This is a genomic window from Brakhagea baltica (assembly GCF_052161605.1).
Taxonomy (GTDB): domain Bacteria; phylum Planctomycetota; class Planctomycetia; order Pirellulales; family Pirellulaceae; genus JBKCUI01.
Window position 1 is genome coordinate 5,250,997 of record NZ_CP197409.1, and the last position, 23,623, is coordinate 5,274,619.

The following is a 23,623-nucleotide window of genomic DNA, read 5'->3' on the forward strand; positions in this document are numbered from 1 at the left end:
AGGTTAGAAAATCATCAGTTGCTGATCATCCGAGCTTCGCCATGGTACTTGTCTACACGTTCACGATTTTTCTAAGTGCGGCACTAATGTTTATGGTGCAACCCATGATCGGCAAGATGATCTTGCCGACTCTGGGTGGCTCGCCAGCAGTTTGGAACACTTGCCTCGTTTTCTTTCAGGCGTTGCTGCTAGGTGGTTATCTCTACGCCCACTTTTCCATCAAGTGGCTTGGGCATCGAGTTCAATCGATCGTGCATATCGGGCTTCTGGCCACTACGCTAGGTTGGCTGATTTGGCGCTGGCTGCAGAATTCTGGTACTCCGTTTTTTCTCGCGACCGACGAGAGAATTTTTGCCGATACGACTAGCGATCCCACGTTACAGCTACTGGTGCTGCTAACTACGCTGATAGGGCTCCCGTTCTTTGTTATTTCTACGTCCGCTCCCCTCTTGCAAAGTTGGTTTTCCAAAACGAATCACACCAACGCAAGCAATCCATTTTTCCTCTACGCTGCCAGCAATCTGGGGAGCATGATCTCGTTGGTAAGCTATCCGTTCTTGATAAGCAAGTACTTTAGTCTAACGGAGCAGGGGCAAGTTTGGACGGAGGGATTCGCTGTTTTGTTTTTAGGGTTCTTACTCTGCGCGGCGATACTTTGGAATCGATTTACAGACAAAGATCGAAGTACCTTTAAGCAAACCGAAGCACCTAAGTCCAATAAGATTAGTTTGCCTGTTATCCTGACGTGGATTGCGTTATCGTTTATCCCGTCTAGTTTGTTGATCGGGGAAACGACCTTCTTGGCTTCTGAGGTGCTTTCTCACCCATTGCTATGGGTGATGACCTTAGCTCTTTACTTGTTGACATTCATCATCGTCTTCTCGGACAAACCAATCATCAGCCATTCGCTTGCACTGCGGATGACACCTCTTGCCGCCATTCTGCTGGTGATTGTCGTGGCGGGCAAGTCTAATGAACCGACCTGGTTGGTTGTCGGGGTTCACGTCGTTAGTTTCTTTTTGCTGACCCTTGTATCCCATGGTGAGCTTGCCAAGCGGAAACCAGAAGCATCCCATCTAACGTCCTATTATTTGTGGATGTCCTTTGGCGGAGTATTGGGTGGCAGTTTTAATTCCATCCTGTCGCCCGTAATTTTCAAGTACCTTGGGTTGGTTGAGTATCCACTCATACTAATCGCTTCGTTCTTGGTACTTGGTATGGCAGGTGGTTCGTTTCGCAAAGGGGCTGACTGGATCTTTGCTTTAGGCATCGCGGCGATCGCGACCGTATTGCTATTCGTATTGCCTCGCGACCAGGCCATTCTGGCCAATCTTATCTACGGAATTCCCGCCATACTCTTGTTACCGATTGCGAGGAACCTACCCAAGTTCGCGTTGGGAGCTGCGGCATTAATCTTCATCGGCTCGCTTGATTCCGGGGTCAATGGACGCACGCTTTTTCTGGAACGTAACTTTTACGGTGTCCTAAAGGTAACTTACGATCCAACTCGCAATGCGAATTTGATCATACATGGCAACACGTTGCACAGTATTCAAAGCCGAGATCCTGCCGATGCGCTCTTTCCCACAGGTTACTTCTATGCCGATGGCCCCATGAGCACCGTTTTCGATCATGCAGTTGCGCGAGGTTATGAGCAAATTGCTGTGGCAGGCTTGGGCGCTGGCGGGGTCGCTTGCTTTGCCCATGCGGGGCAGCACTGGACTTTTTACGAGATCGATCCCGCAATGAAGCGGGTTGCTGAAGACCCTGAGTACTTTACATTCTTAAAGGAATGTTATCCCGAGGGTGGACCTTCGTACGAAATCAAAATCGGAGATGCTCGTCTCGAGATGGCCACGGAGCCTGAAGAGAAATTTGACTTGATCGTCCTGAATGCGTTCAGCTCATCATCCCCGCCGCTACACTTATTGACACTCGAGGCGGTCAACGTCTACATATCTAAGCTCAAACCAGATGGCATCTTGGCATTCAATGCCTCCAACAGACACTTGGAATTGGAACCTGCTTTGGCGGCAATTGCGAAATCGAAAGGTTTGGCATTCCGTAATGCAAAAGACGTCATTCGGTCTGCCGAGGAGAAACGCCGTGGGAAAATGAATTCTTCGATCGTTTTGATGGCTCGGTCTGAGGAGCTATTGAGCCCTTTCTCAAGTGATTCAGGTTGGGCCGGGACGCCAGATCGACTGCCTAGAGTTTGGACCGACCAATACACCGATATTCTCGGTTCTATGAAGTGGTAAAATAGCACATCGGGTGACGTGGTCGTTTTGAAACAAATAACGCCGTAACAGATCGAGGAGCCTCAAATGGTAAGACTTGGAATTCTAGGAGCCAACGACCCCCGCATGCTGGTCGCGATGGAATGGCTGATGCGTCATCCAAACATTCAAATCTCAGCGGTGGCGGGTACGAACTGCGCTGGCAACATGATGGACGATCGATTTCCTCGGTTGATCAATCGTCTCAAGATGCCATTCATGGAACTCTCGCCTTATCAACTGGCAGAGCAATCCGATGTGGTCGTTTCCTTTTTACCTCACGGCGAATCGTTGCGGGCTTGCATCGAGATTGTCGGAGCTGGCTGCAAATTTATAGATCTTTCGCCAGACTACAGGTTGAGCAACTCTGCATTGTACGAGCGATGGTATGGGGAAAAACACATCGATCCCACAAAGCTGGGACAGGTGCCTTACGGAATTTATGAGCTGTTCGGAGAGACCTTTTCAAAGTCCTCGATTGTCGCTTGCCCAGGTCCCTTTGCCGTTCCCACGATCTTGTGCCTGCTTCCCTTGATCAAGGAGCACTTGGTCAAGACCGATGAAGTTATAGTAGACATTAAGGCAGGCGTTCGATCGCTCGATGAGAAGCCCCATCCCTCAACACAGTACTACGATCGGAACGAGAACGTCGAACCCTTCGCGGTAGGCTCCCATAGGCAGCAAGCCGAGATTTGCGACGTTATCGCGTCTCAAACCAAGGAATCGGTCGGTCTCAGTTTTACTCCGCATCTAGTGCCAATGGAGCGAGGGATGTTCTCGACGATCTATCTTTCTCCCTCGATTTCTGTTTCTGCCAACCAGATTCGCGAGTGCCTGCTCTCCTACTACGAGCATTTTCCCTTTGTTCGAATTGTGTCCCATCTTCCTACCACCCAGTGCGTTCTTCGATCGAACTATATTGACGTAGCGATTCGCGAGAATGGCCCTAAAATCACGATCTTGGCTGCAACAGACAGTGCAATTCGTGGCGGCATTGGGACCGCGATTCAGGCCATTAATGGTATGTTCGGATTCGAGGCGACAACTGGCCTAGTGCTGCCCGGGCAGTCGGCGAAACCTTAATTTTCGAATTCATGCCATTTGGGCCAATGAAAATTGGCGCGCCGCGAATACATTGTTTTGTGGCCAGCGAAGAAAGCATCCCGTAGTGTAGGTTCACGTTGGGATGGCTTTTGCTACTGCTCGCGTTACAGGAACACGAATGGCCCCGGAACAAAACGAATTTGAACAACTTGATCGGAATACCATACGTGCTGAACATCTCAGTTCACTTATTTTCGTATCGGTACTGTCCGTTTCTGGGCTGATCGTCTGGTCCCTATTTGGCTTGGTCGGATGGGGACTGGGCAACGGTAAAACCTGGGCTACCTTCTTCGTCGGGGCTTTTTTATTAGCCTTGCTGGCGTGGTGGTCGTACAAATACCCGTTTCTCAGATGGCGAACGACTCGGTACCGAATAACGGAGCGAGGTTTCGAATTGCATCGCGGGGTCTACTGGCAGCACAAGATCTTTGTTCCGCGAGAAAGGATCCAGCACACCGACGTAACACAGGGCCCCATCAGTCGCAAGTTTCGTATAGCGGAACTCGTCATCAATACTGCCGGCAATCATAACTATCTCATCAAAGTCGAGGGGCTAAACGTCGATCGAGCTAATGAGATGCGTCTGGCGTTGCTGCCAAGAGTGAAACAGCCCACCAAGCCAGCTGGCGACAAAATCCCGGTTGCGATTGCTGTGGAGACCGTCCACAGTAGCGAGCCTGCTCACAAGCAGGAAGAGCCTTCTAAACAAGAAGAACATGGTCAGTTAGAGGAGCCTATACAGCTAGGAGAACCGACTCAAGCAGATGAGCCTACGAAGCCAGGAGTTCCATCTTGAGCCACCCAGAGAACGCACCCCACGGGCTCCATCAATTGTCCTTGCTCTTCGAGGTCGCGACTCGCGTTCGAAGAAATCTTGTGCCGGCCGTATTCGCCAGCTTCTCCGTTATTAGCGGGGGAGTCATCGGGCTTTATGTAGGGGGAAGCATTTTTGGGATCGCCATTTTGCTTGCTGTGATTCGCTACTTAACCTTTCGTTATCAAGTTGTTGACAACGAGCTGCATGTCGAACAAGGGCTGATCTTTCGGCAGAAAAAGGCGATTCCCCTGGAGCGAATACAGAATATCGATTCTGTCCAAAACCTCTTCCATCGCATGCTGAAGGTCGCTGAGGTACGAATTGAAACAGCATCTGGTTCTGAAGCTGAGGCTACGATGCGCGTGCTCGGTCTGCCGCAGCTGGAACAGTTGCGAAACAGTTTGCACTTGGCCGATGAGAAGTCTGCAAAGCTTGCGGTAACGCCTCAGGCATCAGCAGATAGTGACGATCCGTATGGTGTCGCAGCGACTCCGACCGAGTCAGCAGCGGCAACCAACGAGTTTGAAATATTGACGATCTCTTCGAAGCAGTTAATCCAGCTGGGGTTGTTGAGTAATCGTGGCCAAATCGTTGCTGGTATCGTGTTGGGGTATATCATCCAAGGCCCCTATTCGGATTGGATACCCGCTTGGCTCAATCCCTTTCGATCCTTGAGCACCATCGATGCTACTGATCGTGATGTGGTCAGAAATGCGATGCGTGGGGTAAGTTCTGATGCGAACGGTGTCGCTCAAACTATAGGTAACTTTTTCAACCAGCTCGGAACGGTTGGCATGGTCGTCGTTGGTGTAATCGCCTTCGTATTCTTCATTGCCTTATTCCGTATCTTCAGTGCGGTTTGGCACGTGTTGCGGTTCCACGATTACCGACTCGTACTTCGGGGTGACAGTCTGCATGTTCAGTGCGGACTACTAACCAAAGTTTCGGCTACTGTACCGCGAAATCGTATCCAACGAATCGGTGTCAATCAAACATGGCTCATGAAGAAGTTTGGCTTTGTCTCCGTTCAGTTGGAGACCTCGGGAGGAAGTGAGAAGGAGAGCCATGACGCGACCAAGACGGTAGGGCGAAAGTGGTTTATCCCTATTATGCAAGAATCAGAACAGGCACGGGTTCTAAACGCCTTGAATCCAGGACTCCATTGGGATCCGAATAGCTACCAGTGGCAACCTTTGTCGAAGAAGGCTTTTCGTCGAACGTGTCGATGGCCGATCGCCTTAGGGGTGATTGTCGTAGCGGTCGGTATATTTTTCTCTGTTTTTTTGCCTCAGACCCGTTTCCAGTTAGGCTCAGAGCAGTTGGGGGCTTTTCTTATGGTATTGGGTGCGATCGGCTCCGCTGGGCTGGTAGCCATCGAGTGGAAACAATCCAAAAGTCGCAAATATACACGGAACGAACAGTGTCTTGTTTATCGCTCTGGCGTACTCAAGAAAACGACGTCCATTTGTTTTGTCGATCGTGTCCAGTCCATTCAGATGAGCCAGTCTCCCTTTGATCGCAGGTGGGGAATGGCCACGCTACACTTCGACACCGCTGGCTCAGGTGGGCTCGATCATCAGCTCAAAGTCGAATTGCTGGATGCAAGCTTTGCCCATCGAGAATTTCAAGAATGGAACGCACTAGTGATTGACTAGTGGAGCAATCGATCGACGTAACTGCTCAAGGAGTACTTATCCAGTTCCATCGACGACAAAGCATTCGCGATTTTCAGCGAGGCATGTACCGTGAGGTTTCTTCGTCAATGCGTTCAATGGTGGGTTCAACGCGATAAATGAAGTCCGACTCGCTTACTTTAAAATTGCGAGTCGGTTCCAGGTATTCGATCTTGCTCAAAGGGGCGAGCCGAACCACGTGGCCTTCTTTGTTCTTCTCGATTCGAAAGTATTCGATCTGGTAAGGGAAGTAAGCGATCGATGTTTCATTTTGACCATTAGTTGGCCTGCCGAGAGTCAACCGCACATGAGAAGGTAGGTTTTCCGTATCAGGACTCATGCCTAACAGCTCCTGGTCGATTTCGGCCGTTCCCGAGTATCTTGGCGGCTCGGTCCGCAGCTTGCCAAAGAGTTGCCACACATCGACTCCGCCGATCTTGCCCTCTTCAGCACGGTACCAATTATAACGGTGATACAAGCTTCTCATTAACTCGGATTGGCCACCGATTGCGAGTAGCATGTAGACGTCCTGGTTCTCCTCTGGGCGGTAGATTCGTGGAATCAGCTGCTCTCGAACTTTTTCGACGTTGACTAGTTTGGGAGGAGATTTCGCTCCGAATTGCGTGTACATCAATCGCCCGTCGGAGATCTGAATGATGTCCATCGTGGTTTCTCCAGCCGATACGCGAGCGGTATAGCGGAACTGACCAGTCCAATTTCCTGTGCTCTTATATTCTCCGCTCAGGATGACTTGCTGCTGATAAGCGTTCGTTAGTTGGTGAACTTTGTAGGCAATAGGTCCGCCAGCGATCGAAGACTTGAGAGCATAAAAGACGAGTAGATTGGGGTCGATCATTTCTCGGCCCAATGCTCCCGGTGCGGTTTGCTTACCAACTCCCGCGTTGCTCGAGGAATTGCTAGCAAAGATGTTCTGAGCGTTGGCGGGGTCTTTGAGACCCACGAGAAGTAACGAAAAGCACAGAATGCCGTAAACCCAGCTCGCTTTAAATCGAACGTTCATATTGATGCTAGCTAAGTTATGGTCGAACGGCATGGGCAAGTTATGCGGGTTTTATCAAAGATTCCAATTCGAGCATGCCGAACATAGGGACTGAGGACGCGCGAAGCGGATTGTAGGTCGATCGCTGGCGTTAAGTCCAGGTTAAATGCGTCGGTCCCGTAGACCAACTGCAAAGCCGGCCTGACCCAATTAGTTCCAGGGGTATTTAGAATGAAAATGCGTAGCAAATGGCATCTGATGGCGGTGTTGGGATTGGGCACGCCCTGCATCCTCTCCCAAATCGCGAGTGTTCCCACTTTCGGCGACGAATTCGCTCGACGGCACAATATGCCGCCAGCAGCTCGTCTGGCTGAACCAGGTCCCATGGTTGGTGGTCCTGGGCCAGGAGTTTTGGCTCCAGAAACGATTCCCGTCCCAGGTTACGGTGCACCAGCCGTTGCCCCCACCATGCAGATCCAGTTCCTGGCGGACGGTGGTAGCATGAGCATCTATTACGATGTGATCGGGGATGGAACCTTTGGCAGCGATCCATTGGTAACTCCAGGCCGAGTCGAGTTTGCTCAAGGCGGAATTTATCGCCTCAAGCTGACCGATATTACTGGCCGCGAAGGTATCGAATTGTATCCAACAATCGAAATCGGTACCGCTAGCTATCGTACAGCGGCCTTCCTTGCCCACAACGCACTCGCTGTTCGATTCACGGCAAACGATATCGACCAAGCTCTCGAAAATAGCTTTGTGACGAAAGTCATCTATCTGCCGGATCCCGAGTTCCAGGGAATCGGAGTGAGTGGCGTCGACACGCTCGTCAGCGAACCCGGAGTTGATCCTATTTTCGAAGCGGACCGACGAGGCTCGATTTTAGCAATCATCAGGTTGGGCAACAAAGACGTAGAACTGTCCGGAAACGGCGGGGCTGGTCTAATGATGGCTGGTGCGATGGGCTACGGCGGCATGGGCTACGGTGGCATGGCATGTGGACCAGATGGATCCCCCATGAGTGCTTACGGCAATCCTCCGAACATGGTTTCCGGAGTGACAGCTCCGCAGTACGGGATGACCTATACCGGCACGCCGATTGGATTGCCTGGACCTCCTCACATTCCATTGGGACACCCAGCCGGATTGCAAAAGCATGTGATGAAGAATCACACCCACATGAATATTCCTGATCCTGTGGACAAGATGAAGATCAACGTTCGTCATCAGCCTGGTTACAGCTATCCGCAACCACCAAGCCGAGTGAACATTCGAGAGCAGAATATTCATCCTGGTTACCCAGCCGGTGCTCCTGCGTTCCAACATGCGAGCCGATCGGTGGCACCGAACCAGTATTCTGCCCCTGCTCAGGGTGGAACGGGTGAGTATTGCCCACCGAATTCCATTCGGTAAAGAATGGGTTGAATGAGGGCTTGTTGAAAGCACGATTCTCGGTGCATCAATTGGTCCTACGCCGTGGATTCTTTCTTATGGGACAGGCCAACGGTCTGTCCCACCTTTTTTCTAGACTGCGTAGAGAGGTTAAGATGCCAACACGTAACATCGCAACGAGCTTGGTTCTGTGGTCGTTCATCGCGACTGGCTTGTCGTTCGTGTGCTTCTCTACGGACAGTTCGTACGGACAATCTCCCATGGGCGGTCTACCCAGCAACGTTCGCCCTTTGCTGAAAGACTCGATGCCTCCGGGTGAGATTGGCGCAATCCAACTCGCCCGAAAGCCGCAACTGCGAGGAGTTTGGCAAGCCGTGGAAATCAAGGGACCGGAAGGACTCAAGATCAGCATGGCTGACGCAGGACAGTTCACCGAGCCTCTGGCTGAACCACGTGTAGCGGTCATGGTGGGGTACGCATATCGCCTCCAAATCTCAGGGATCGAAGGGTACGAAGATGTCGCTCTCTATCCCACCTTAGAGGTCATCGACCGAATCCATCCTCCTGCTGAACGCGAGCACCGATTCCCGATTCCAATCGAGATCGACGCTGCCGATTTGGCTGATGCCGCAGAAGGAAATATGGTGATGCGAGTTATCTACCTTGAAGATAACCAAATCGCTGAACCCGTTAATACCGCAGGCTTTCCCCAGCGAGTCCTAGATCTACAACCACATCAAGACGCATTGCTTACGGCCGATCGTATGGGAAGGCCCGTGGCGATTCTACGAATAGGCTCGCGGGTCCCCAATGTTTCGTTCGGACAAGATTGGGAAAACTTCTTGTTCGGCTGTCCCGCTTGGGCAACGATCAAACCAATTCCCACCAAGGAACTGGTGGTTGAACAAGGAAGCATCACTCGCGAGGCTCGTAGTGGTTCCATTAGCGACCAAAGATAATTTGCTCACGTGTCAAGAGCCGCTGTCACCAACATCACCACCCTATCATCGAAAAGACCAATGATGATCGTTCGAAACCAAAAGTTGAAGTGGATGTTAGGTGTAGCACTTTGTTCAACATTGGGATGCCAGACCGCAAACTTCTCTATCCCCCTTAGTGCCCAACTAGGTGCGATGAAACCATCCCCGGCGTCTGCGACTGCTGCTGCCGAGCCACAGAGAGTCGAATCGCAGACAAGCGAGCCACAGAGAGTGACTGCCACAAGTCGAACCACTCAAGGCCAGCGACCTGGTGCTAATGCACCAGCCCAGAATCACGAAGAGCAGGCAGTTCGATTGGTCCAGCACAACGAACCTGTCATGGATCCGCAGGCTTTTGCCGTGCCACGTGAACCAATGGCATATCCCATGGGTATCATGTACGACCATCCATCGCACCAACCGATGTACAACCAGGTGCCTCCTCACCTACTTGGCAGCAACATGCCTTACGGTCATGTGGCCGCACCAGGCAGGCCGCTCGCTCATCGGCGACCGCGCATTCACGCCGGTGGTGCCTATCAACCCATTTTTAATTCCGCTATCGGATCTTGTAACACGTGCGAGACGGAGTTGTCGTACCCATGCGAACCAACCGAATTCGCATTTGCAATTCCCCGAGAAGCTGATCCGCAAGAGTACATCTTTGACGGCGGGGACCGAAACGCCAAGGTCCAAGTGCGCAAGGACAATACCTACATCGGTCTCGATCCTGAGGATACCGTGATCCAGTACGAGACCATGGACGGCAAGGTTCATGTGGATAGCGGTTGTCGCGTTGCCATCTACGCGCCGCGCTTCGCCAGTGTCCGCAAGCGTTACAATCCTGTGGAACGCGATTTCAACATGCAAGTCGTGAACGTCGCCCAACCGCACGGTCCCAAGATGGCCCAGAACATTCTGCCAACCGGCGAAGAACGATCCAGAACGCGATACGTGGCGGACAGCCAGACTCGAATCGTCGAAGCCGTTCGACAAGGGGTGAAGCCTCTTCCCGCAGAAGGAATCGTCACACCAGTTATCGTGATCGAAGAACAGGATACGCTATCACTACTAAATCTGCTAGCAACTGGTTCGACCCGGTATCGGGACAAAGCCGACTTGGTCAAGGGAATCGCTGCGGCAAAGGCTTGGAGTACGGCCGAGGAGATTGGCGTCTTGGCCGATGGGGCTGAACCGATGAGCGTCATCAGTTCCCAGAACACGAATGGCGTGACCCACTACGAACGCAAGGGAGCTCGCATCCGCCTTTGCAAAGTGGCATCCGAACAAATGGCCCATCCTGGAGACACGATTCAGTTCATCATTCGGTTTGATAATGTCGGCGAGCAACCCGTTTCGAGCTTGGTCGTAACCGATTCCTTGACAGGTCGCTTGGAGTATATACCCGATACGCAAAAGTCGTCACGCGAAGCAGAATTCATTCTGACCCCTAACGGTGCAGGGTCTGAGAATTTGCGATGGGAACTCAAGCGAGATCTGGGACCGGGTGAAGGTGGCTTGATCAGCTTTGAATGCTTGGTTCGATGATCGCGAGATGAGTTGTAAAAGGTTTGAGGTGCATGGATGAAGATTGAATCGAGCTCGAATTCCTACTGGAACCAATCTCCTAAGAACCGTGCGGACAACGTCGATATGGTCTCGATGCTTGCTCCTGCCCAAGGTGCTAGGCAAGTTGCAGAGACCGAGTCTTCGCAAGGTTTCTCTTCTGATCTCGATTTTAGCAACATGACCCGACGAGAGTTGTTTGATTGGATGAACAACCAGATTCGCTCCGGGCAGATGACCGTCGACGAGAGTACCCCGTTTCTAGCCATGAGCTTGAAAGTCAAACTGTCCGGGGAGCCGGTAGACATGGACACCGACCCGATTCGAATGGATTTCGTTGATATCGCCAAGCAGAGGTTTGATGCGGCGGAGTCGCGTGGAGATTTTGAGATCGCCGATCGTTGGCGAATCGCTTGGAACTCGCTTCAGCAGCTTCAAGGTACGCTCCCCAGTCTAGACTTTCTAGCTTAGAGTCGCCGAGTTCAAGCGAACAAATAGCCGGCTTAAAGCTTGACTACATGCTTCAGATTCTGGCCGCCATAGAGTAAACTCATACACGGAGGGTATAGCTGTGGTTGAGTTTACGATTACTGGCGAAGAGCTCTGGAATCGCATGGAGCGGGCTGTGGAAAAGGTCAACGAGCGACTTAGAAAAACGGTGAAGATTCTCGAGGTATCCCGAGCGGCTACGGCGTCGACTGGAGGAGCTATTAAACGATCCCAACGGATAACCCAACGGATAAATGGCGGGACGTTTCTCGAATGAATATGCGAATGGATGCATCCATCAACAGCGTTAAGAACCCTAGAATTATTGCGGCTGCCAAGCTCAAGCAGACTAGTGAACGACGAAAGTCTGGTTTGTTCCTGATCGAAGGAACGCATGCTATTCAAGAAGTATGCGCGACTCGTTGGCCAATCGATTCGGTGTTTATGACCCCCTCATGGTGCGATCTGCATCCGTCCCTGATGCGTGACTTAGCAGCTATGGGGGAATGCATCGTCGTCTCAGAAGAAGTGCTAGGACGAATTGCGCATTCCGAGACCCCGGACGGTGTGATTGCCATCGGCAAGGGGGGAGCGTTAATCGATGCACCAAGCATGAATTCAGTGACACTAGCTGTAGGCTTGGATCAAGTTCGAGATCCGGGGAACTTAGGTGCAGTGATTCGTTCGTCGGTAGCTAGCGGCTCCGAGGGGGTATTTCTCGGGGAGGGGTGTGTGGACCCAACGAGTCCGAAAGTTCTTCGGTCCAGTGTGGGGCAATGGTTCCGGCAGCCACCATGCCGCGTTGCATTATTGGATTGGATAAAAAGTTGCCAAGCAAGCGGAACTAAAGTCTACGGAGCCGCCGCCAATGGAACTTCGTTCTGGGATTTCGACTTTACAGGCCCCACCATTTTTGTGCTCGGCAACGAAGGAGCCGGTTTGAGCCAGGAGGTCTTGAACACGGTCGATGCCTTGGTAGCCGTGCCGATGCAACCAGGTGTTGAGTCATTGAACGTGGCCATGACCGCAACATTACTACTCTACGAAGCCAAACGGCAACGCACAATACTGTCTTAGCGGGCAAGCCTCCCAAACAGCGTGTCGCGTACACAACGCTTGCGAAAGAAAAGTACATCAACAGACCAAGCGTAATGTCCGGTAATCTTCGGCCGTCGCTCAATCTGCTCAGATCAACAATCGCTATGATTGCTGCGAAGATCAAATTTTGCTTGACCTCAGTAAATGAGGCCCTTTCGTCGTCGGAGCAACTAAGCTAATACGTCGTGAATGACTTGTCCATGGATGTCCGTCAATCGGAAATCGCGACCTTGGTAACGATAGGTCAATCGAGTATGGTCGATTCCCAAAAGATGAAAAATGGTGGCATTGAGATCGTGAACGTGAACGGGATTCTCAACGATGTTGTAACAATAATCATCGGTAACGCCGTAGGTGAGTCCTCTCTGTATTCCGGCGCCTGCCATTAACATTGTGAAGCAACGTGGGTGATGATCTCGACCATAGTCACTTTCCGTAACACCCCCTTGTGAATAAATGGTTCGGCCAAATTCTCCACCCCAGACGATCAAGGTATCCTCCAGTAAACCTCGCTGCTTTAGATCGGTAATCAAGGCCGCTGTCGCTTGATCGGTATCGCGGCACTGTCCTTTGATGGCATTGGGCAACCCTCCGTGATGATCCCATCCCATATGAAATAACTGAACGAATCGAACATCGCGTTCGGCCAATCTTCTGGCCAACAAACAATTGGAAGCGTAGGAACCTGAACGGGTTACGTCGGCCCCGTACATGTCGAGGATATGCTGCGGTTCGTCTTGGAAATTGAGAAGTTCGGGAACGCTGGACTGCATTCGGAATGCCATTTCGTATTGCGCTATACGGGTCTCAATTTCAGGATCCCCGACAGCTTCGCGGTGTTGCATGTTGAGTTGTCGAAGCCGGTCTAGCGTACTTCGTCGAACACTCGATGCAATTCCTGGTGGATTAGATAGATATAGCACCGCGTCTCCTTGATTTCGAAATTTGACGCCTTGATGCATCGTGGGCAAGAATCCTGGTCCCCACAATCGGTCGTAAAGAGGTTGATCATCTGGACGTCCTGAGCCAAACGAGGTCAGTACAACATACGCAGGTAAGTCTTTGTTTTCGCTTCCCAAACCATAACTAGCCCACGCTCCAATACTCGGGCGACCCGCAAGTTGCGAGCCAGTCTGGCAAAACGTGATGGCTGGATCGTGATTGATCGCTTCGGTGTGAAGCGTTCGAATCATACAAAAATCATCAGCGATTTTGGACATGTGGGGCAAAAGCTCGCTCATCCACATGCCACTCTCGCCATGTTGAGCGAACTTGAATATCGAGGGCGCGACCGGGAAATTCGCTTGCCCCGAGGTCATGGTTGTCAAACGCTGCCCCATCCGAATCGAATCGGGCAGTTCCGTACCCCTTTTATCTGCCATCACTGGCTTTGGATCAAACAAGTCCATTTGCGATGGCGCACCCGACTGAAACAAATAGATGATCCGTTTGGCTTTGGGAGCGTGATGCCCCAAATCGTATGCCAGCGAACTGCGTGGGAGCATCGTCGCCAAAGCTGCCGTACCAATTCCTGAAGCCGAGTTTCGGAGAAAGGTACGACGGTTGAGTCGATCCATGAAGTTTAGGTTTGGCATCATTTTATAGATCTCCATTCTCATTCTCGCGTGACGACTTCATCGAGGTTAAGCAAGATGTTCGCGGTAAGAGCATACGCAGCAAGTTCGTTGATGTTCGAATTTTCGATAGGTTTGCTTGCCCCCACACTTAGGAATTGCGAGGTCGTCGCAGGATGGTTATGAAACATCTCGAGATCCTCATGGAATCCTTGCAGAAGCACAGACAATTCCTGATGGGTCGGGTATCGGGAGGTGACCAATCGAAAGCCGTAAGTTAGGCGTTCTTCCTCGGACTCACCACCCTCGGAAATCATACGTTCACCTAGCTTGCGTGCGGCTTCAACATAGGTTACTTCGTTTAGCAAGGCTAAGGCTTGAAGCGGTGTGTTTGTCCTCGATCGTTTGATTGTACAGACCTCTCTCGCCGGTGCATCAAAAAGCATTAACGACGGAGGGGGAGCTGTGCGTTTCCAAATGGTGTAAAGCGTCCGACGATAAAGCCCTTCACCCTCATCGGGCTTGTAGCCTCGGAGGTCACCGTATCGGCTAGTTTCGTCCCAGACTCCGTCGGGCATGTAGGGTCTCACGCTAGGACCACCAATCTTTGGTACCAACAGGCCGGAAACAGCTAAGGCCTGATCCCGAGCGGTTTCAGCCGGTAAACGAATCCGGGGTGCACGACTCAACAAGCGATTTTCGGGATCTAAGTCTGATGTTACACTTGCGCTTTGACGATAGGTTTCGCTCAAGACAATCAACCTAATCAAAGCTTTCATGTCCCAGGGCTTCCCTGGTTTTCCGTTCGCATCCTGTAGCACGGTTGGCTCCATGAACTCCATGGCTAACCAATCAAGTAACTCGGGATGAGAAGGCCATTCTGCTTGTGATCCGAAATTTTCGGTCGTCCGAACTAACCCTGCACCGAAGAGCTTTTCCCAAATTCGATTGACCCACACTCGTGAAGTCAAAGGATGTTCCCGGGACACGAGCCACTGAGCTAAACCTAATCGGTCAACCGTTGCCCCTTGGGGTAAAGGCGGAAACGCACTTGGCACGCCACGCAGAACTTTATCTCCTGGTTGATCGTACTCACCACGTTTGAGAACGAAAGCATCGCGAGGTTTCGCCAATTCCTTCATCACCATAACGGTCGGGATCGTTGTTTCGTAGTCGACAATCGCCTTCCTAGCAGCAAGAATCGCTTGCTCGGCTTGTTTGACTTGCGAATCTGCGTTCTCCTGGAAGTATTTCTCGATTTCATCGAGTTGTTCCGGGGTGCGATCCGCTTTGGATGAGGTCAGGGCGTTTCTAAGGGTTTCCGGGATATTCGTTCCATCGAGTTTCACGTTTTCCGTTGGCCATTGCGTTGTCGAGAGACGAAAGCGACCGATGTTGTGTCCGCCGATCGCATCGTGTTTGAGATGAATCGAGATGGTTGCTTCGTCGGGAATGTTAAGCGGAACGGCAAAAAGAAACATCGCCTTGCGATTCTCCCGTTTTGTTGGTCCGTCAACAGCCCATCCTTTGGAGTTCTTGCCCTTTCTTTTGGTTTTGCCTTCAATGATCGCGTTCACGGGCCATCCAGGCTGATCGTAGTCCGATTGAGCTTGCGTTATTTCCGCGTGAATAGGGGCCGAAAGAGACGGGGCCGTTACAATGATATCAATATCCGTGAGAACGAAATTGCCGTTCGGATAACGTCCCAGACTCATGTTGGGCAATGATGGGTCAGGGAACGCCTCCAGCAAAATCCCGCTCAGTTCCCGAGCCGAGACTCTTCCTTGGATACGGTACTCGTCATTCGCCGGGTTTTCGCCACTCGCAAGCCAACTGCTATCGCTCTGTCGCATGAACGTTGCACCGCCTAAACTCGTGACTTCTTTGGGTTCAAAGAGTGTCCATGTGTCAACGTTTTCAGCGAGTTGATTCGTGAAGGTAATTTCCCACTCTTCTTGGCGTTGCTTGGAGGTTTTCCGAAGCTCCGCCAACTTGGACTCAGCGTCAACGACAGTCGATTGCAGTTCATTGATACGTTGTTGATGCTCGGTTGTTGGCAATTTCTGAACAGGGCGAGTGTTACCACCTTCGATTTCGAGAACCCCCGACTCATCTATCGAGTTAAAGAATGCGAAGAACTGATAGAATTCCTTTTGTGAGATTGGGTCGTATTTATGATCATGGCATCGACAACAGTTGAAGGTCAACGCCATCCAGGTAAGCCCTGTTGTTTCAACACGATCGATTACGGTTTCTGCAAACCATTCTTCTTGAATGCGTCCTCCTTCACCGTTGAGTTTGACATTGCGGTGAAATCCGGTGGCTACGATTTGATCGAGTGTTGGGTTGGGCAGCAAATCACCTGCGAGCTGTTCGATGGTGAATCGATCAAACGGCAGATTCCGATTAAAAGCATCGATCACCCAGTCCCGCCAAGGTGACATTTGCCGCGATGAATCCACTTGAAAACCGTTGCTGTCAGCATAGCGCGCATAGTCAAGCCACTGCTGCGCCATTTGCTCGCCGAAGTGAGGTGAGGAGAAAAGACGATCGACAACTTTCTCGAAGGCATCCGGTGAATCATCGTTTACAAACGCATCGATTTCGGACAACGTTGGTGGAAGCCCAATAAGATCTAAACTAACGCGGCGAATAAGCGTTACGGCTGCAGCTCGCGGCGCAGGCGTCATCCCCTCTTGTTGTAACCGGTGACGAATAAACGCATCAATCGGATTTTCCATTCCTGCAATCAACGGAACGTTTGGACGCTCTACTCGTTGGAAGGCCCAGTGGCCTTGGAATTCGGCACCTTGGTTGATCCACTGTTTAATGACGGCAATTTGATCCGGTTTAAGCGTTTTTCCAGATTCTGGTGGAGGCATGATGAGCCCGGAGTCGGTTGTTGTAATCCGTTTCCAGACCTCACTGGACTCAAGATCGCGAGCCACAATAGCAGGCCCTGAGTCTCCTCCTTGAAATGCCGCTTCAGCAACATCCAACCGCAGACCTCCATGACGGTTGGATTCATCAGGCCCATGGCATTGGAAGCAGGCATCCGACAGGATCGAGCGAACTTGCTGAGCAAGCTGCTGGCTGATCGTTTCCGCATCCTCGATTGCAAAACCTGTCATCCCTAGGACGAGCGTAAGAATCAGGCTGACTAACCGCACAAACATGAAACAGTTCCCTCGAGGTGCCAAGGTCGCATTCCGACACATCTCAGCTAATGACGAATTGGCTTAAGTAACGATAGCCCCAAGCCAACGACTCTTTGCGTGTATTGATTATATCATAGTTTCCGTCTTCAATCTCTAAACCAAACGGTTTCCGCCCTATTAGGGGAGACACAAGTCACCCGTTAAAAGCAAGATCTGCATGAAAACGCAGTCCCCGCAACAATGCTTTGCGGAGAGGCGGCCATCGATATGCTCCCTTTTTCGCTAGTCGTCGAGGCTTAGCAGAAGTTGCTCGTTATCTTCGACGGTGAGTCTGCGATTTCCCTGTTCCAACATTCTCCGAAAGTGTCGCCTGCCTTCAAAGCCAGAGATGAATCCTATATTTCCCGTTGGTGCGACGCTGTTGATAAGCATGTCCTGATCGCTGTTGTATAAAGCTCGCGACCAAGATGTTCGCGTCGTAATCCAGAAAGTTCTGGTCCACGAAGCGCCTTCCTGAGCCCATTTGGTCCGATTGATACGGATCCGCTCCTCTCATCTTGCGATACGCACTCGATCGTAACACGAAACCTACCTATTATCGTCCGTGCTAGATTTCCTTCAGATTTTTTCGTGGATTGAGGAGCAGAAGTTGGAAGAAGAGTTTGGAGTTTCGATTCCTGAAGATAGCGAGGTAGCCATTCAGACAGTAGGTGACGCGATTCGCTACATCATGGAACATGGGGAAACCCAATTCCTTCGATTCCCTACAGATTCTTCCGAGCACGCAAGCAGAAGGCGAGGAACATGCTGCTGCACCGAAGCAATCATCGGATAGAAGAGCTTGAATCCGACCGTGGTTTTGAAGAGAGCAAAGCCATTTAGTTAAAGAATCCATGTAAGTCCAAGGTGTAGCGGGTGGGAGCCATTCGTGTAAAACTGGCGACTCAAACCCGTGATCTCGTGTCGCGTGAACGACAACTGTCACAATCATTACCACCCACCACAACCAAGGATCCAATACCATGAAGATTCTCGCACTTGACCTCGGACCTGTCAAATTTGGTAGACACGGGCAACACAATGTGCTGCTTTTTCGACTCAAAAACTCGAAAGCATGAATTCCTGAACGCTACCACCGATCGAAACTACCTTGAGACCGTCTTCAAGAAGCACAAGATCGACCTCGTCGTCATGGAAGCGTGCGGCCCCTCCGGCTGGATCAACGATCTCGCACAATCGCTCGGTCTCAAAACCCTCGTTTGCTCTACCAACGAAGATGCATGGAAGTGGAGCAATGTAAAACGCAAGACCGACAAAGACGATGCCTTGAAGCTGGCCCGCATGGCCGCCATGAACGAACTCAAGGCGGTTCACATGCCATCAGAGTCCCACCGCGAATTCCGTTCTCTTGTGAAGTATCGGAAAACGCTTGACTCTCGCATCAACAAGATGAAGTGCAAAATCCGAGCATGGTTCGTCAATCACGGTATCTCGATCGACACCGGCGAGAAGGCATGGAATACAGGACGAGAACGGATCAACTCCTTTCGCAAACCGCTTACAGAGTGCGAACCCCACGAATTTTGGAAGGGGGAACTCGATCTCGAACTCACTCAGATGGATACTCTCACGACCGTCCTTGATGGAGTGGTCAAGAAGCTTGAGTCTATCGGTAAGATCGATCCCCGAATTATCCGTGTACAAACCATTCCAGGTGTCGGGCCACGAACCGCCGAGATCCTCGTCGCCTGCATCGACGATGCGAAACGTTTCGAAAACGGTCGACAAGTCTCTCAGTACTTCGGTTTAGTGCCTCGTCAGTACCAATCAGGCGAGACCGATCGGAATGGTCGAATCACCAAGCGAGGCAACCCCTTGGCACGAACGATCCTTGTCGAATGCGCGTGGTCCTCACTTCGCTATAACCCCTGGGCCAAACATGTCTACGATCGAATCTGCGGCAAGCAAAAAACTCGCAAAAAGAAAGCGGCTATCGCATTGGCTCGCAAGATCGCTGTTCTGGCATGGGCGTTACTTCGTGATGAAAAAGACTGGGAACCAAAACGTATGATCGAAGTGACCGAGTCCTATGGCCGCATCCCTCTAGGCCTCAAAGAGAAGCTACTCGAAATGCCCAAAAAGGAATGCCGTCACAAGCGAAAGAATCGAAGGATCAGCGAGGAACGCGCTGCGAAACAAGCAGCTGCCCAGGCTCCCAAGATCGCTTCACGACCAACCGAATCCACTCCCAAACGATCGTCGGTACAGAGCTCTGTCGCTAGGCCCGCTAAGCGAAAACCTAAGACCATAGCACCTAAAGGAAAGCCGACAAAAACAAAAGATAAACCAACCACGAATCCAAGGCGAACAAGAAAGCTCGAAACCGCGGTCTGATGAGTTGCCATCACTAAGCAACACACATCGTCGAACGAATAAGCCTTGTTCGCCCTCATAGCCCCAAGGCTTGGAGGACAACCAGTATCGCTGGCTGATGCACACGACATCGTCGTAACGAATCGGACCTCCAAGCCCTTTACGAACCTTTTACCCCTTCTCAGGAGAATGCCTTACAACGAGCACCGAACGAATTTGACCAAGGACAAGACCTACCCACGAGGTTGAGCACTAAACACAGTTGACGCGGTCGTCTCACATAGGACACGAGGACTCGTAAGAGACTCGCCGAGATGACCAGACACGTCGCCCTAAAGAATGTGCCAACCCCATAACGGAAGGTAGCTTGCTGCTCAGCGATGCGAAGCATCCAGAAGCCTACAGGCAAGCTGCAGCCAACCACGATGAGAATTCATAGCTAACAAGCGATGAGTGGAACCGTGATGGATAACTGAGGGGATGCAAGCCGATAGGCTTCACAAGAGTGACAAGGCATTCACACCTCGAATAGTCGTCTAATCAACCATCCTTGAACGAATAAGCAAGTGCGAAGAGTAAAGCGAGACCTTAAGAAGCCAATCAGCAAGTTCCCGGTGTCATCCTCTGCGCCGCTTGTCGATCGCCATGCGCTCCGTTCGAAGACTCACTTCGCCGGGGTGAGCGATCGACAAGCGGCTACGACGAAGACACCTAACCTTACCTCAAAATGATGTAGCCTCGAAAAATATTAAAAACAGTGGCGACCGTCACTTGCAAACCTTGGACTTCATAGTCGGTAGCATTGACCGAGTGCGAGTAGCTGACTCAACGCAAGTCAGAAGCGCTCGATCGAGCACTTCGGTCCAATGCTACCGTTCGTGCGGTTTTTCGTACTCGTACTCAGCATCGCGGTACTCGTACTCGTACTCGATCGATCCCTCCAATACCGAATCAGTTCGTTGGATCAATCGAGTCAACATCGACACGATCCGTTTCAGGTTGGTCTTGCCAACCCGATTCAGTTCAGGATCGATCGCCTCGAACGATAGGAGTATATCGTGAATCGCAGCGCATTCCAAAGCTGAACCACACGCGATCTCGAAAAATCGATTCTTGTCCTTAAGACTTTGTTTCCCGTTTCCCTCGGCAATGTTGAGCGGAATGGATTGTGCCGCTCGCAGCCACTGATCCCGAGCATGACGTTCCGCACCGTTTAATGATTTCGCGATTCGATAAGACGAAGCAACGTACTCGATAGCAAGTCGATAAACATCGAGTAGTTCGTGGTCAAAGATTGGATCGGTCATCTGCGTCCTTTCGAGTACGAGTACGAGGAAATCCGACCTCAAGCACGAACGACTGCGTTAACCGGTGTTGCCGACGGTTGACTTGTTTAGTGGGAAACGGTGGACGGCAACTCCGGTTCAACGCTTTGTTCGCATTTGCGATTCTCGGCGACTCTGCTGCACGGCGGTTGCACGCGCAACATTGAGTCTCCGAGTTCGGAAATCGTGGTTGTGTGAGGTTACGACAGAAGTCACCCCTTGGCAAGAGCATGACGCTTGCAGATTGCTTTGTGGTTCAGAAGTTTTCGCGTTCGCAGAGCCAGTGCAATTGCTTAATCCTCAATCGGGCCCGTGATGTGATGGTTGAAGAAGACAGGCTGCGATTCTCTGCGTCTCAATCACTCAGCGTTCATTAGCCGCTTGCGTTCTGCGATTCATCCGTGTTCATCTGTGTCATCTGTGGTCAAAAAATTGCGACTCCATCCCGCCCGAGAATCGCATTCAGCGACCAAGTCAGGCTGCCGCGCGAAAATCGCCGCGTAAAGAATGCGACTCGTTCCGACGAGCCTAAGATCTTTGAATGCGAACGTCGGGGTTCAGCGAGCCCGAGCGGTTGACTCAACGCAAGTCAAAACGGCTGATCGAGGGCTTCGTCTGCAACCCTTTGTTCTGCGAGATTATAGTCGATCGATTCGCACTTCCGGCCATTGTTGCGCAAGAAAGTTCTCAAGTTCATCAATTCGAGCGTCTGTCCACTGGATTCCTGGAAACCCTTTTTCGATTCGACTCGATTTCGTGCCAAAGGTAACATTTGGTCGTTCAATGAGTATTCTATGAATTTCAGTTCTTGGATACTCCTTGATCGTTCCGACGTTCCTTGTGTCCCAAGTACGCAGACATTCCGAATTGAACTCGACGTTGAATTCAAACGGTCGTACGAACCAGACAATTGCCCTTAACCAGCCGGATGTAGCGACGAGTACCAAGGAGCCCATAATGAAAGCCCACAAGTACGCACCACGAGTTACACCGACGAAGGTCAAGCCAGCAAAAAATGGCAGTGCCAACCCCGTAATGACCATTTGCACTTTCGTATTTCGATGATTACTTGGGTCAGAGAAAGCAAGTCTGTTTGACGTATGAATTACCTCGGCGACACAAGGTGATTTGGCGTATGTGGGCGGTAGGTAAGGGGTTTCCATTGGATAGCAGAACTTGTAATTATCCCGGCTTCGGTACCGGGAAAGCCGTTATTGTCGGGTGTTATCCCGGGAAGTCAAACATTTTGTCCTCGCTCGGCGGGAGACCGGGATAATAATTATCCCGGTTTCCATTATCGTCCCCCTCTAATGTGGGGGGTGAGCGGACTTTTGTTGTTTTGATGCAATTTAACGGTTGTCCCCCGGTTGCATCTGCCGCCCGTTGCCGCCAAACTCAAGGCAACCCTAAAGGGATTGTATCGACCTTAGTCCCGAGGGGAGCCCATAGTGGCAACTTGGCAGGGCATGGTGGGCTGAGCGGAGTTGATACGAGCTGGGTCAGAGAGCTCAACGCAGGGCGTTGCCCGTGCGGTTAAACCATCACGCAGACGCGTGGGGATGAAGAGCTGGATCGGGCGGCACGGTGAGAACTGGGATGGAGGCACCAAAACACCCTTCGTTCCTCAGAGCGTGCCACCCAGATCGCTACGGATCTTCGTTCCTCAGAACGTGCCCCCCGGATTGCGATAGCGCAGGGCGATCCCAGTACGCGAAACCATCGAGGTTGTCGTAGACAGTTGCCTTTGCGATTGCCAAACGCCTCCTAAACGCTAAACCGAACGGTTCCTTTAGCTTCGTCACCTACCAACACGCTGGACATGGTTTCCCAGGTTCCGTCCTCGAGTCGCTGGAGGGTTTCACCTGCCTGCTCCAAACCTTTTTCAATGCGATGAACGAGATGGGTTCTCATGAGACCCATGGAATCGAACAAATCGGGATGGAGCATCCCCAAGGCGGCTTCACTGATCTGTTGATTGATCCGAGGCGAAATCGGTTCGTGCTCAACATGCTTATTCAACCAAGCTCGGCAACTAGCGATGAGGAGCGACCAAATAATCTTGCTCTGATCCCCTAAGTGCCGCTCCCCATACTCGCCTGCGAACTCCTCGACCCTTTTCGGTGAGTGAGCATACTGATGCGACTCGCTCGTCTTGACAAAGTACCCTAGCAACATGTCGGTCCAGTGTTCCAGGTAGCTTCGTAGCGAGTTGAGTTCATCAGCTTCCTGATTGCCTCGTTCCAATCCATCGGCGATGATTCTCAGGCATCGATTGCGGACTTCTTGATGACTCATGTAAACATTGTGCAGAATGGATCTGGCGTCGTTGTCGATCTGACGAGCCTCCAAACGAGCGGCTACGGCCACGCAAATACGGGACAGCGGTTCGGCCAGTAGAGCCTCCTCGATAACTCGCTTCGTCTTTCTCCACGCCTGAGTTCGGTGTGCTAAGCTGACCGAACGAATCCGCTTGGACTGAAACGTCAGCATCGAGTTCCAACCGTTAAAGCGAACTCGATTCTTGAGCCAATATTCGTGTACGGCCTCCATCGGAAAAACGCAGTCTTCCTCAACACGGGTTGAAGCGTGAAAGGCCCAAATACTTGCCATTTCAACAAGCCAGCTGGAATGCATAATTTCGGCGGTCTTGACGAGAATCCTGAGACATCGAAACCGTCACATGACGGTTCGTTACAAGCTCCCAGAATCCTAGCAGCCTCAGCAAACTTCAAGACTTCTCCAGCCAGGTTTCTCAACTCTCCGCGTTTTCCGCCAAACTGAATGCTACAAACGTT

Annotated in this window: 18 protein-coding genes; 12 read left to right on the forward strand and 6 right to left on the reverse strand. The window is 51.4% G+C overall.

Translation table 11 applies throughout. From position 1 onward, the window contains the following. The first annotated feature begins 41 nt into the window (after positions 1 to 41). The 4 genes from SH449x_RS20190 to SH449x_RS20205 all read left to right on the forward strand — a co-directional run bounded on the left by SH449x_RS20190 (position 42) and on the right by SH449x_RS20205 (position 5,855). Complete coding sequence (locus tag SH449x_RS20190) at positions 42 to 2,261, forward strand: fused MFS/spermidine synthase (protein ID WP_482377884.1); 2,220 nt, start codon at positions 42 to 44, stop codon at positions 2,259 to 2,261. A 66-nt stretch (positions 2,262 to 2,327) separates the two neighbouring features. Next, on the forward strand, positions 2,328 to 3,362 hold the full coding sequence (gene argC / locus SH449x_RS20195) for an N-acetyl-gamma-glutamyl-phosphate reductase (RefSeq protein WP_482377885.1): 1,035 nt from the start codon (positions 2,328 to 2,330) through the stop codon (positions 3,360 to 3,362). Positions 3,363 to 3,501: 139 nt separating this feature from the next. Continuing rightward, entirely contained in the window at positions 3,502 to 4,179 is a 678-nt protein-coding gene (locus SH449x_RS20200) for a PH domain-containing protein (protein ID WP_482377886.1), read from the forward strand. Next, entirely contained in the window at positions 4,176 to 5,855 is a 1,680-nt protein-coding gene (locus SH449x_RS20205; RefSeq protein WP_482377887.1) for a PH domain-containing protein, read from the forward strand. Before SH449x_RS20200 ends, SH449x_RS20205 begins: the two co-directional genes overlap by 4 nt. Positions 5,856 to 5,928: 73 nt before the next feature. Here SH449x_RS20205 and SH449x_RS20210 read toward each other — a convergent pair whose 3' ends face one another. Further along, positions 5,929 to 6,894, reverse strand: a complete 966-nt coding sequence (locus tag SH449x_RS20210) for a hypothetical protein (protein ID WP_482377888.1) — start codon at positions 6,892 to 6,894, stop codon at positions 5,929 to 5,931. 210 nt (positions 6,895 to 7,104) lie between these two features. On the opposite strand from SH449x_RS20210, the gene SH449x_RS20215 reads away from it, so the two are divergent. The 6 genes from SH449x_RS20215 (at position 7,105) to SH449x_RS20240 (ending at position 12,377) form a co-directional block, all read left to right on the forward strand. Then, positions 7,105 to 8,286 carry a hypothetical protein gene (locus SH449x_RS20215; protein ID WP_482377889.1) on the forward strand — a complete coding sequence of 394 codons (1,182 nt, stop codon included), beginning with the start codon at positions 7,105 to 7,107 and terminating at the stop codon, positions 8,284 to 8,286. Between the two features lie 134 nt (positions 8,287 to 8,420). Next, entirely contained in the window at positions 8,421 to 9,224 is an 804-nt protein-coding gene (locus SH449x_RS20220; protein ID WP_482377890.1) for a hypothetical protein, read from the forward strand. Positions 9,225 to 9,398: 174 nt separating this feature from the next. Beyond that, positions 9,399 to 10,793: a hypothetical protein gene (locus tag SH449x_RS20225; protein WP_482377891.1), complete on the forward strand. Its 1,395-nt coding sequence runs from the start codon at positions 9,399 to 9,401 to the stop codon at positions 10,791 to 10,793. A 36-nt stretch (positions 10,794 to 10,829) separates the two neighbouring features. Then, the gene (locus SH449x_RS20230) at positions 10,830 to 11,282 is read left to right on the forward strand and encodes a hypothetical protein (protein ID WP_482377892.1); all 453 of its coding nucleotides are present in this window, start codon (positions 10,830 to 10,832) and stop codon (positions 11,280 to 11,282) included. 100 nt (positions 11,283 to 11,382) lie between these two features. Continuing rightward, positions 11,383 to 11,577 (forward strand): hypothetical protein, encoded by a 195-nt coding sequence (locus SH449x_RS20235; protein WP_482377893.1) that lies wholly within the window; start codon positions 11,383 to 11,385, stop codon positions 11,575 to 11,577. Then, positions 11,574 to 12,377: a TrmH family RNA methyltransferase gene (locus SH449x_RS20240; RefSeq protein WP_482377894.1), complete on the forward strand. Its 804-nt coding sequence runs from the start codon at positions 11,574 to 11,576 to the stop codon at positions 12,375 to 12,377. Before SH449x_RS20235 ends, SH449x_RS20240 begins: the two co-directional genes overlap by 4 nt. 191 nt (positions 12,378 to 12,568) lie before the next feature. Here the strand turns inward: SH449x_RS20240 and SH449x_RS20245 are convergent, their stop codons facing one another. Both SH449x_RS20245 and SH449x_RS20250 read right to left on the reverse strand, forming a co-directional pair. Then, positions 12,569 to 13,996: a DUF1501 domain-containing protein gene (locus tag SH449x_RS20245; protein ID WP_482377895.1), complete on the reverse strand. Its 1,428-nt coding sequence runs from the start codon at positions 13,994 to 13,996 to the stop codon at positions 12,569 to 12,571. A 17-nt stretch (positions 13,997 to 14,013) separates the two neighbouring features. Then, positions 14,014 to 17,148: a PSD1 and planctomycete cytochrome C domain-containing protein gene (locus SH449x_RS20250; protein ID WP_482377896.1), complete on the reverse strand. Its 3,135-nt coding sequence runs from the start codon at positions 17,146 to 17,148 to the stop codon at positions 14,014 to 14,016. Positions 17,149 to 17,734: 586 nt separating this feature from the next. On the opposite strand from SH449x_RS20250, the gene SH449x_RS20255 reads away from it, so the two are divergent. Together SH449x_RS20255 and SH449x_RS20260 are read left to right on the forward strand one after the other, a co-directional pair. Next, positions 17,735 to 17,965 carry an acyl carrier protein gene (locus SH449x_RS20255; protein ID WP_482377897.1) on the forward strand — a complete coding sequence of 77 codons (231 nt, stop codon included), beginning with the start codon at positions 17,735 to 17,737 and terminating at the stop codon, positions 17,963 to 17,965. A 245-nt stretch (positions 17,966 to 18,210) separates the two neighbouring features. After that, on the forward strand, positions 18,211 to 19,524 hold the full coding sequence (locus SH449x_RS20260) for an IS110 family RNA-guided transposase (RefSeq protein WP_482377360.1): 1,314 nt from the start codon (positions 18,211 to 18,213) through the stop codon (positions 19,522 to 19,524). 848 nt (positions 19,525 to 20,372) lie between these two features. On the opposite strand, the gene SH449x_RS20265 is transcribed toward SH449x_RS20260, so the two are convergent. The 3 genes from SH449x_RS20265 to SH449x_RS20275 form a co-directional block, all read right to left on the reverse strand. Further along, a complete protein-coding gene (locus SH449x_RS20265) occupies positions 20,373 to 20,810 on the reverse strand; it encodes a four helix bundle protein (RefSeq protein ID WP_482377898.1) in 438 nt (145 codons plus the stop codon). A 656-nt stretch (positions 20,811 to 21,466) separates the two neighbouring features. Next, positions 21,467 to 21,871: a hypothetical protein gene (locus tag SH449x_RS20270; RefSeq protein ID WP_482377899.1), complete on the reverse strand. Its 405-nt coding sequence runs from the start codon at positions 21,869 to 21,871 to the stop codon at positions 21,467 to 21,469. Positions 21,872 to 22,592: 721 nt separating this feature from the next. Then, a complete protein-coding gene (locus SH449x_RS20275) occupies positions 22,593 to 23,438 on the reverse strand; it encodes a hypothetical protein (protein WP_482377900.1) in 846 nt (281 codons plus the stop codon). Positions 23,439 to 23,623: the final 185 nt, after the last annotated feature.

Bases quoted from the DNA above. Each gene is read 5' to 3' on its own strand.
- SH449x_RS20200 (WP_482377886.1), top strand. From the start codon at position 3,502: ATGGCCCCGGAACAAAACGAATTTGAACAACTTGATCGGAATACCATA.
- SH449x_RS20220 (WP_482377890.1), top strand. From the start codon at position 8,421: ATGCCAACACGTAACATCGCAACGAGCTTGGTTCTGTGGTCGTTCATC.
- argC (WP_482377885.1), top strand. From the start codon at position 2,328: ATGGTAAGACTTGGAATTCTAGGAGCCAACGACCCCCGCATGCTGGTC.
- SH449x_RS20275 (WP_482377900.1), bottom strand. From the start codon at position 23,438: ATGGCAAGTATTTGGGCCTTTCACGCTTCAACCCGTGTTGAGGAAGAC.
- SH449x_RS20215 (WP_482377889.1), top strand. From the start codon at position 7,105: ATGAAAATGCGTAGCAAATGGCATCTGATGGCGGTGTTGGGATTGGGC.
- SH449x_RS20225 (WP_482377891.1), top strand. From the start codon at position 9,399: ATGAAACCATCCCCGGCGTCTGCGACTGCTGCTGCCGAGCCACAGAGA.
- SH449x_RS20260 (WP_482377360.1), top strand. From the start codon at position 18,211: ATGTGCTGCTTTTTCGACTCAAAAACTCGAAAGCATGAATTCCTGAAC.
- SH449x_RS20210 (WP_482377888.1), bottom strand. From the start codon at position 6,894: ATGAACGTTCGATTTAAAGCGAGCTGGGTTTACGGCATTCTGTGCTTT.
- SH449x_RS20265 (WP_482377898.1), bottom strand. From the start codon at position 20,810: ATGACCGATCCAATCTTTGACCACGAACTACTCGATGTTTATCGACTT.
- SH449x_RS20250 (WP_482377896.1), bottom strand. From the start codon at position 17,148: ATGTTTGTGCGGTTAGTCAGCCTGATTCTTACGCTCGTCCTAGGGATG.
- SH449x_RS20230 (WP_482377892.1), top strand. From the start codon at position 10,830: ATGAAGATTGAATCGAGCTCGAATTCCTACTGGAACCAATCTCCTAAG.
- SH449x_RS20245 (WP_482377895.1), bottom strand. From the start codon at position 13,996: ATGATGCCAAACCTAAACTTCATGGATCGACTCAACCGTCGTACCTTT.
- SH449x_RS20270 (WP_482377899.1), bottom strand. From the start codon at position 21,871: ATGGTCATTACGGGGTTGGCACTGCCATTTTTTGCTGGCTTGACCTTC.
- SH449x_RS20190 (WP_482377884.1), top strand. From the start codon at position 42: ATGGTACTTGTCTACACGTTCACGATTTTTCTAAGTGCGGCACTAATG.
- SH449x_RS20240 (WP_482377894.1), top strand. From the start codon at position 11,574: ATGAATATGCGAATGGATGCATCCATCAACAGCGTTAAGAACCCTAGA.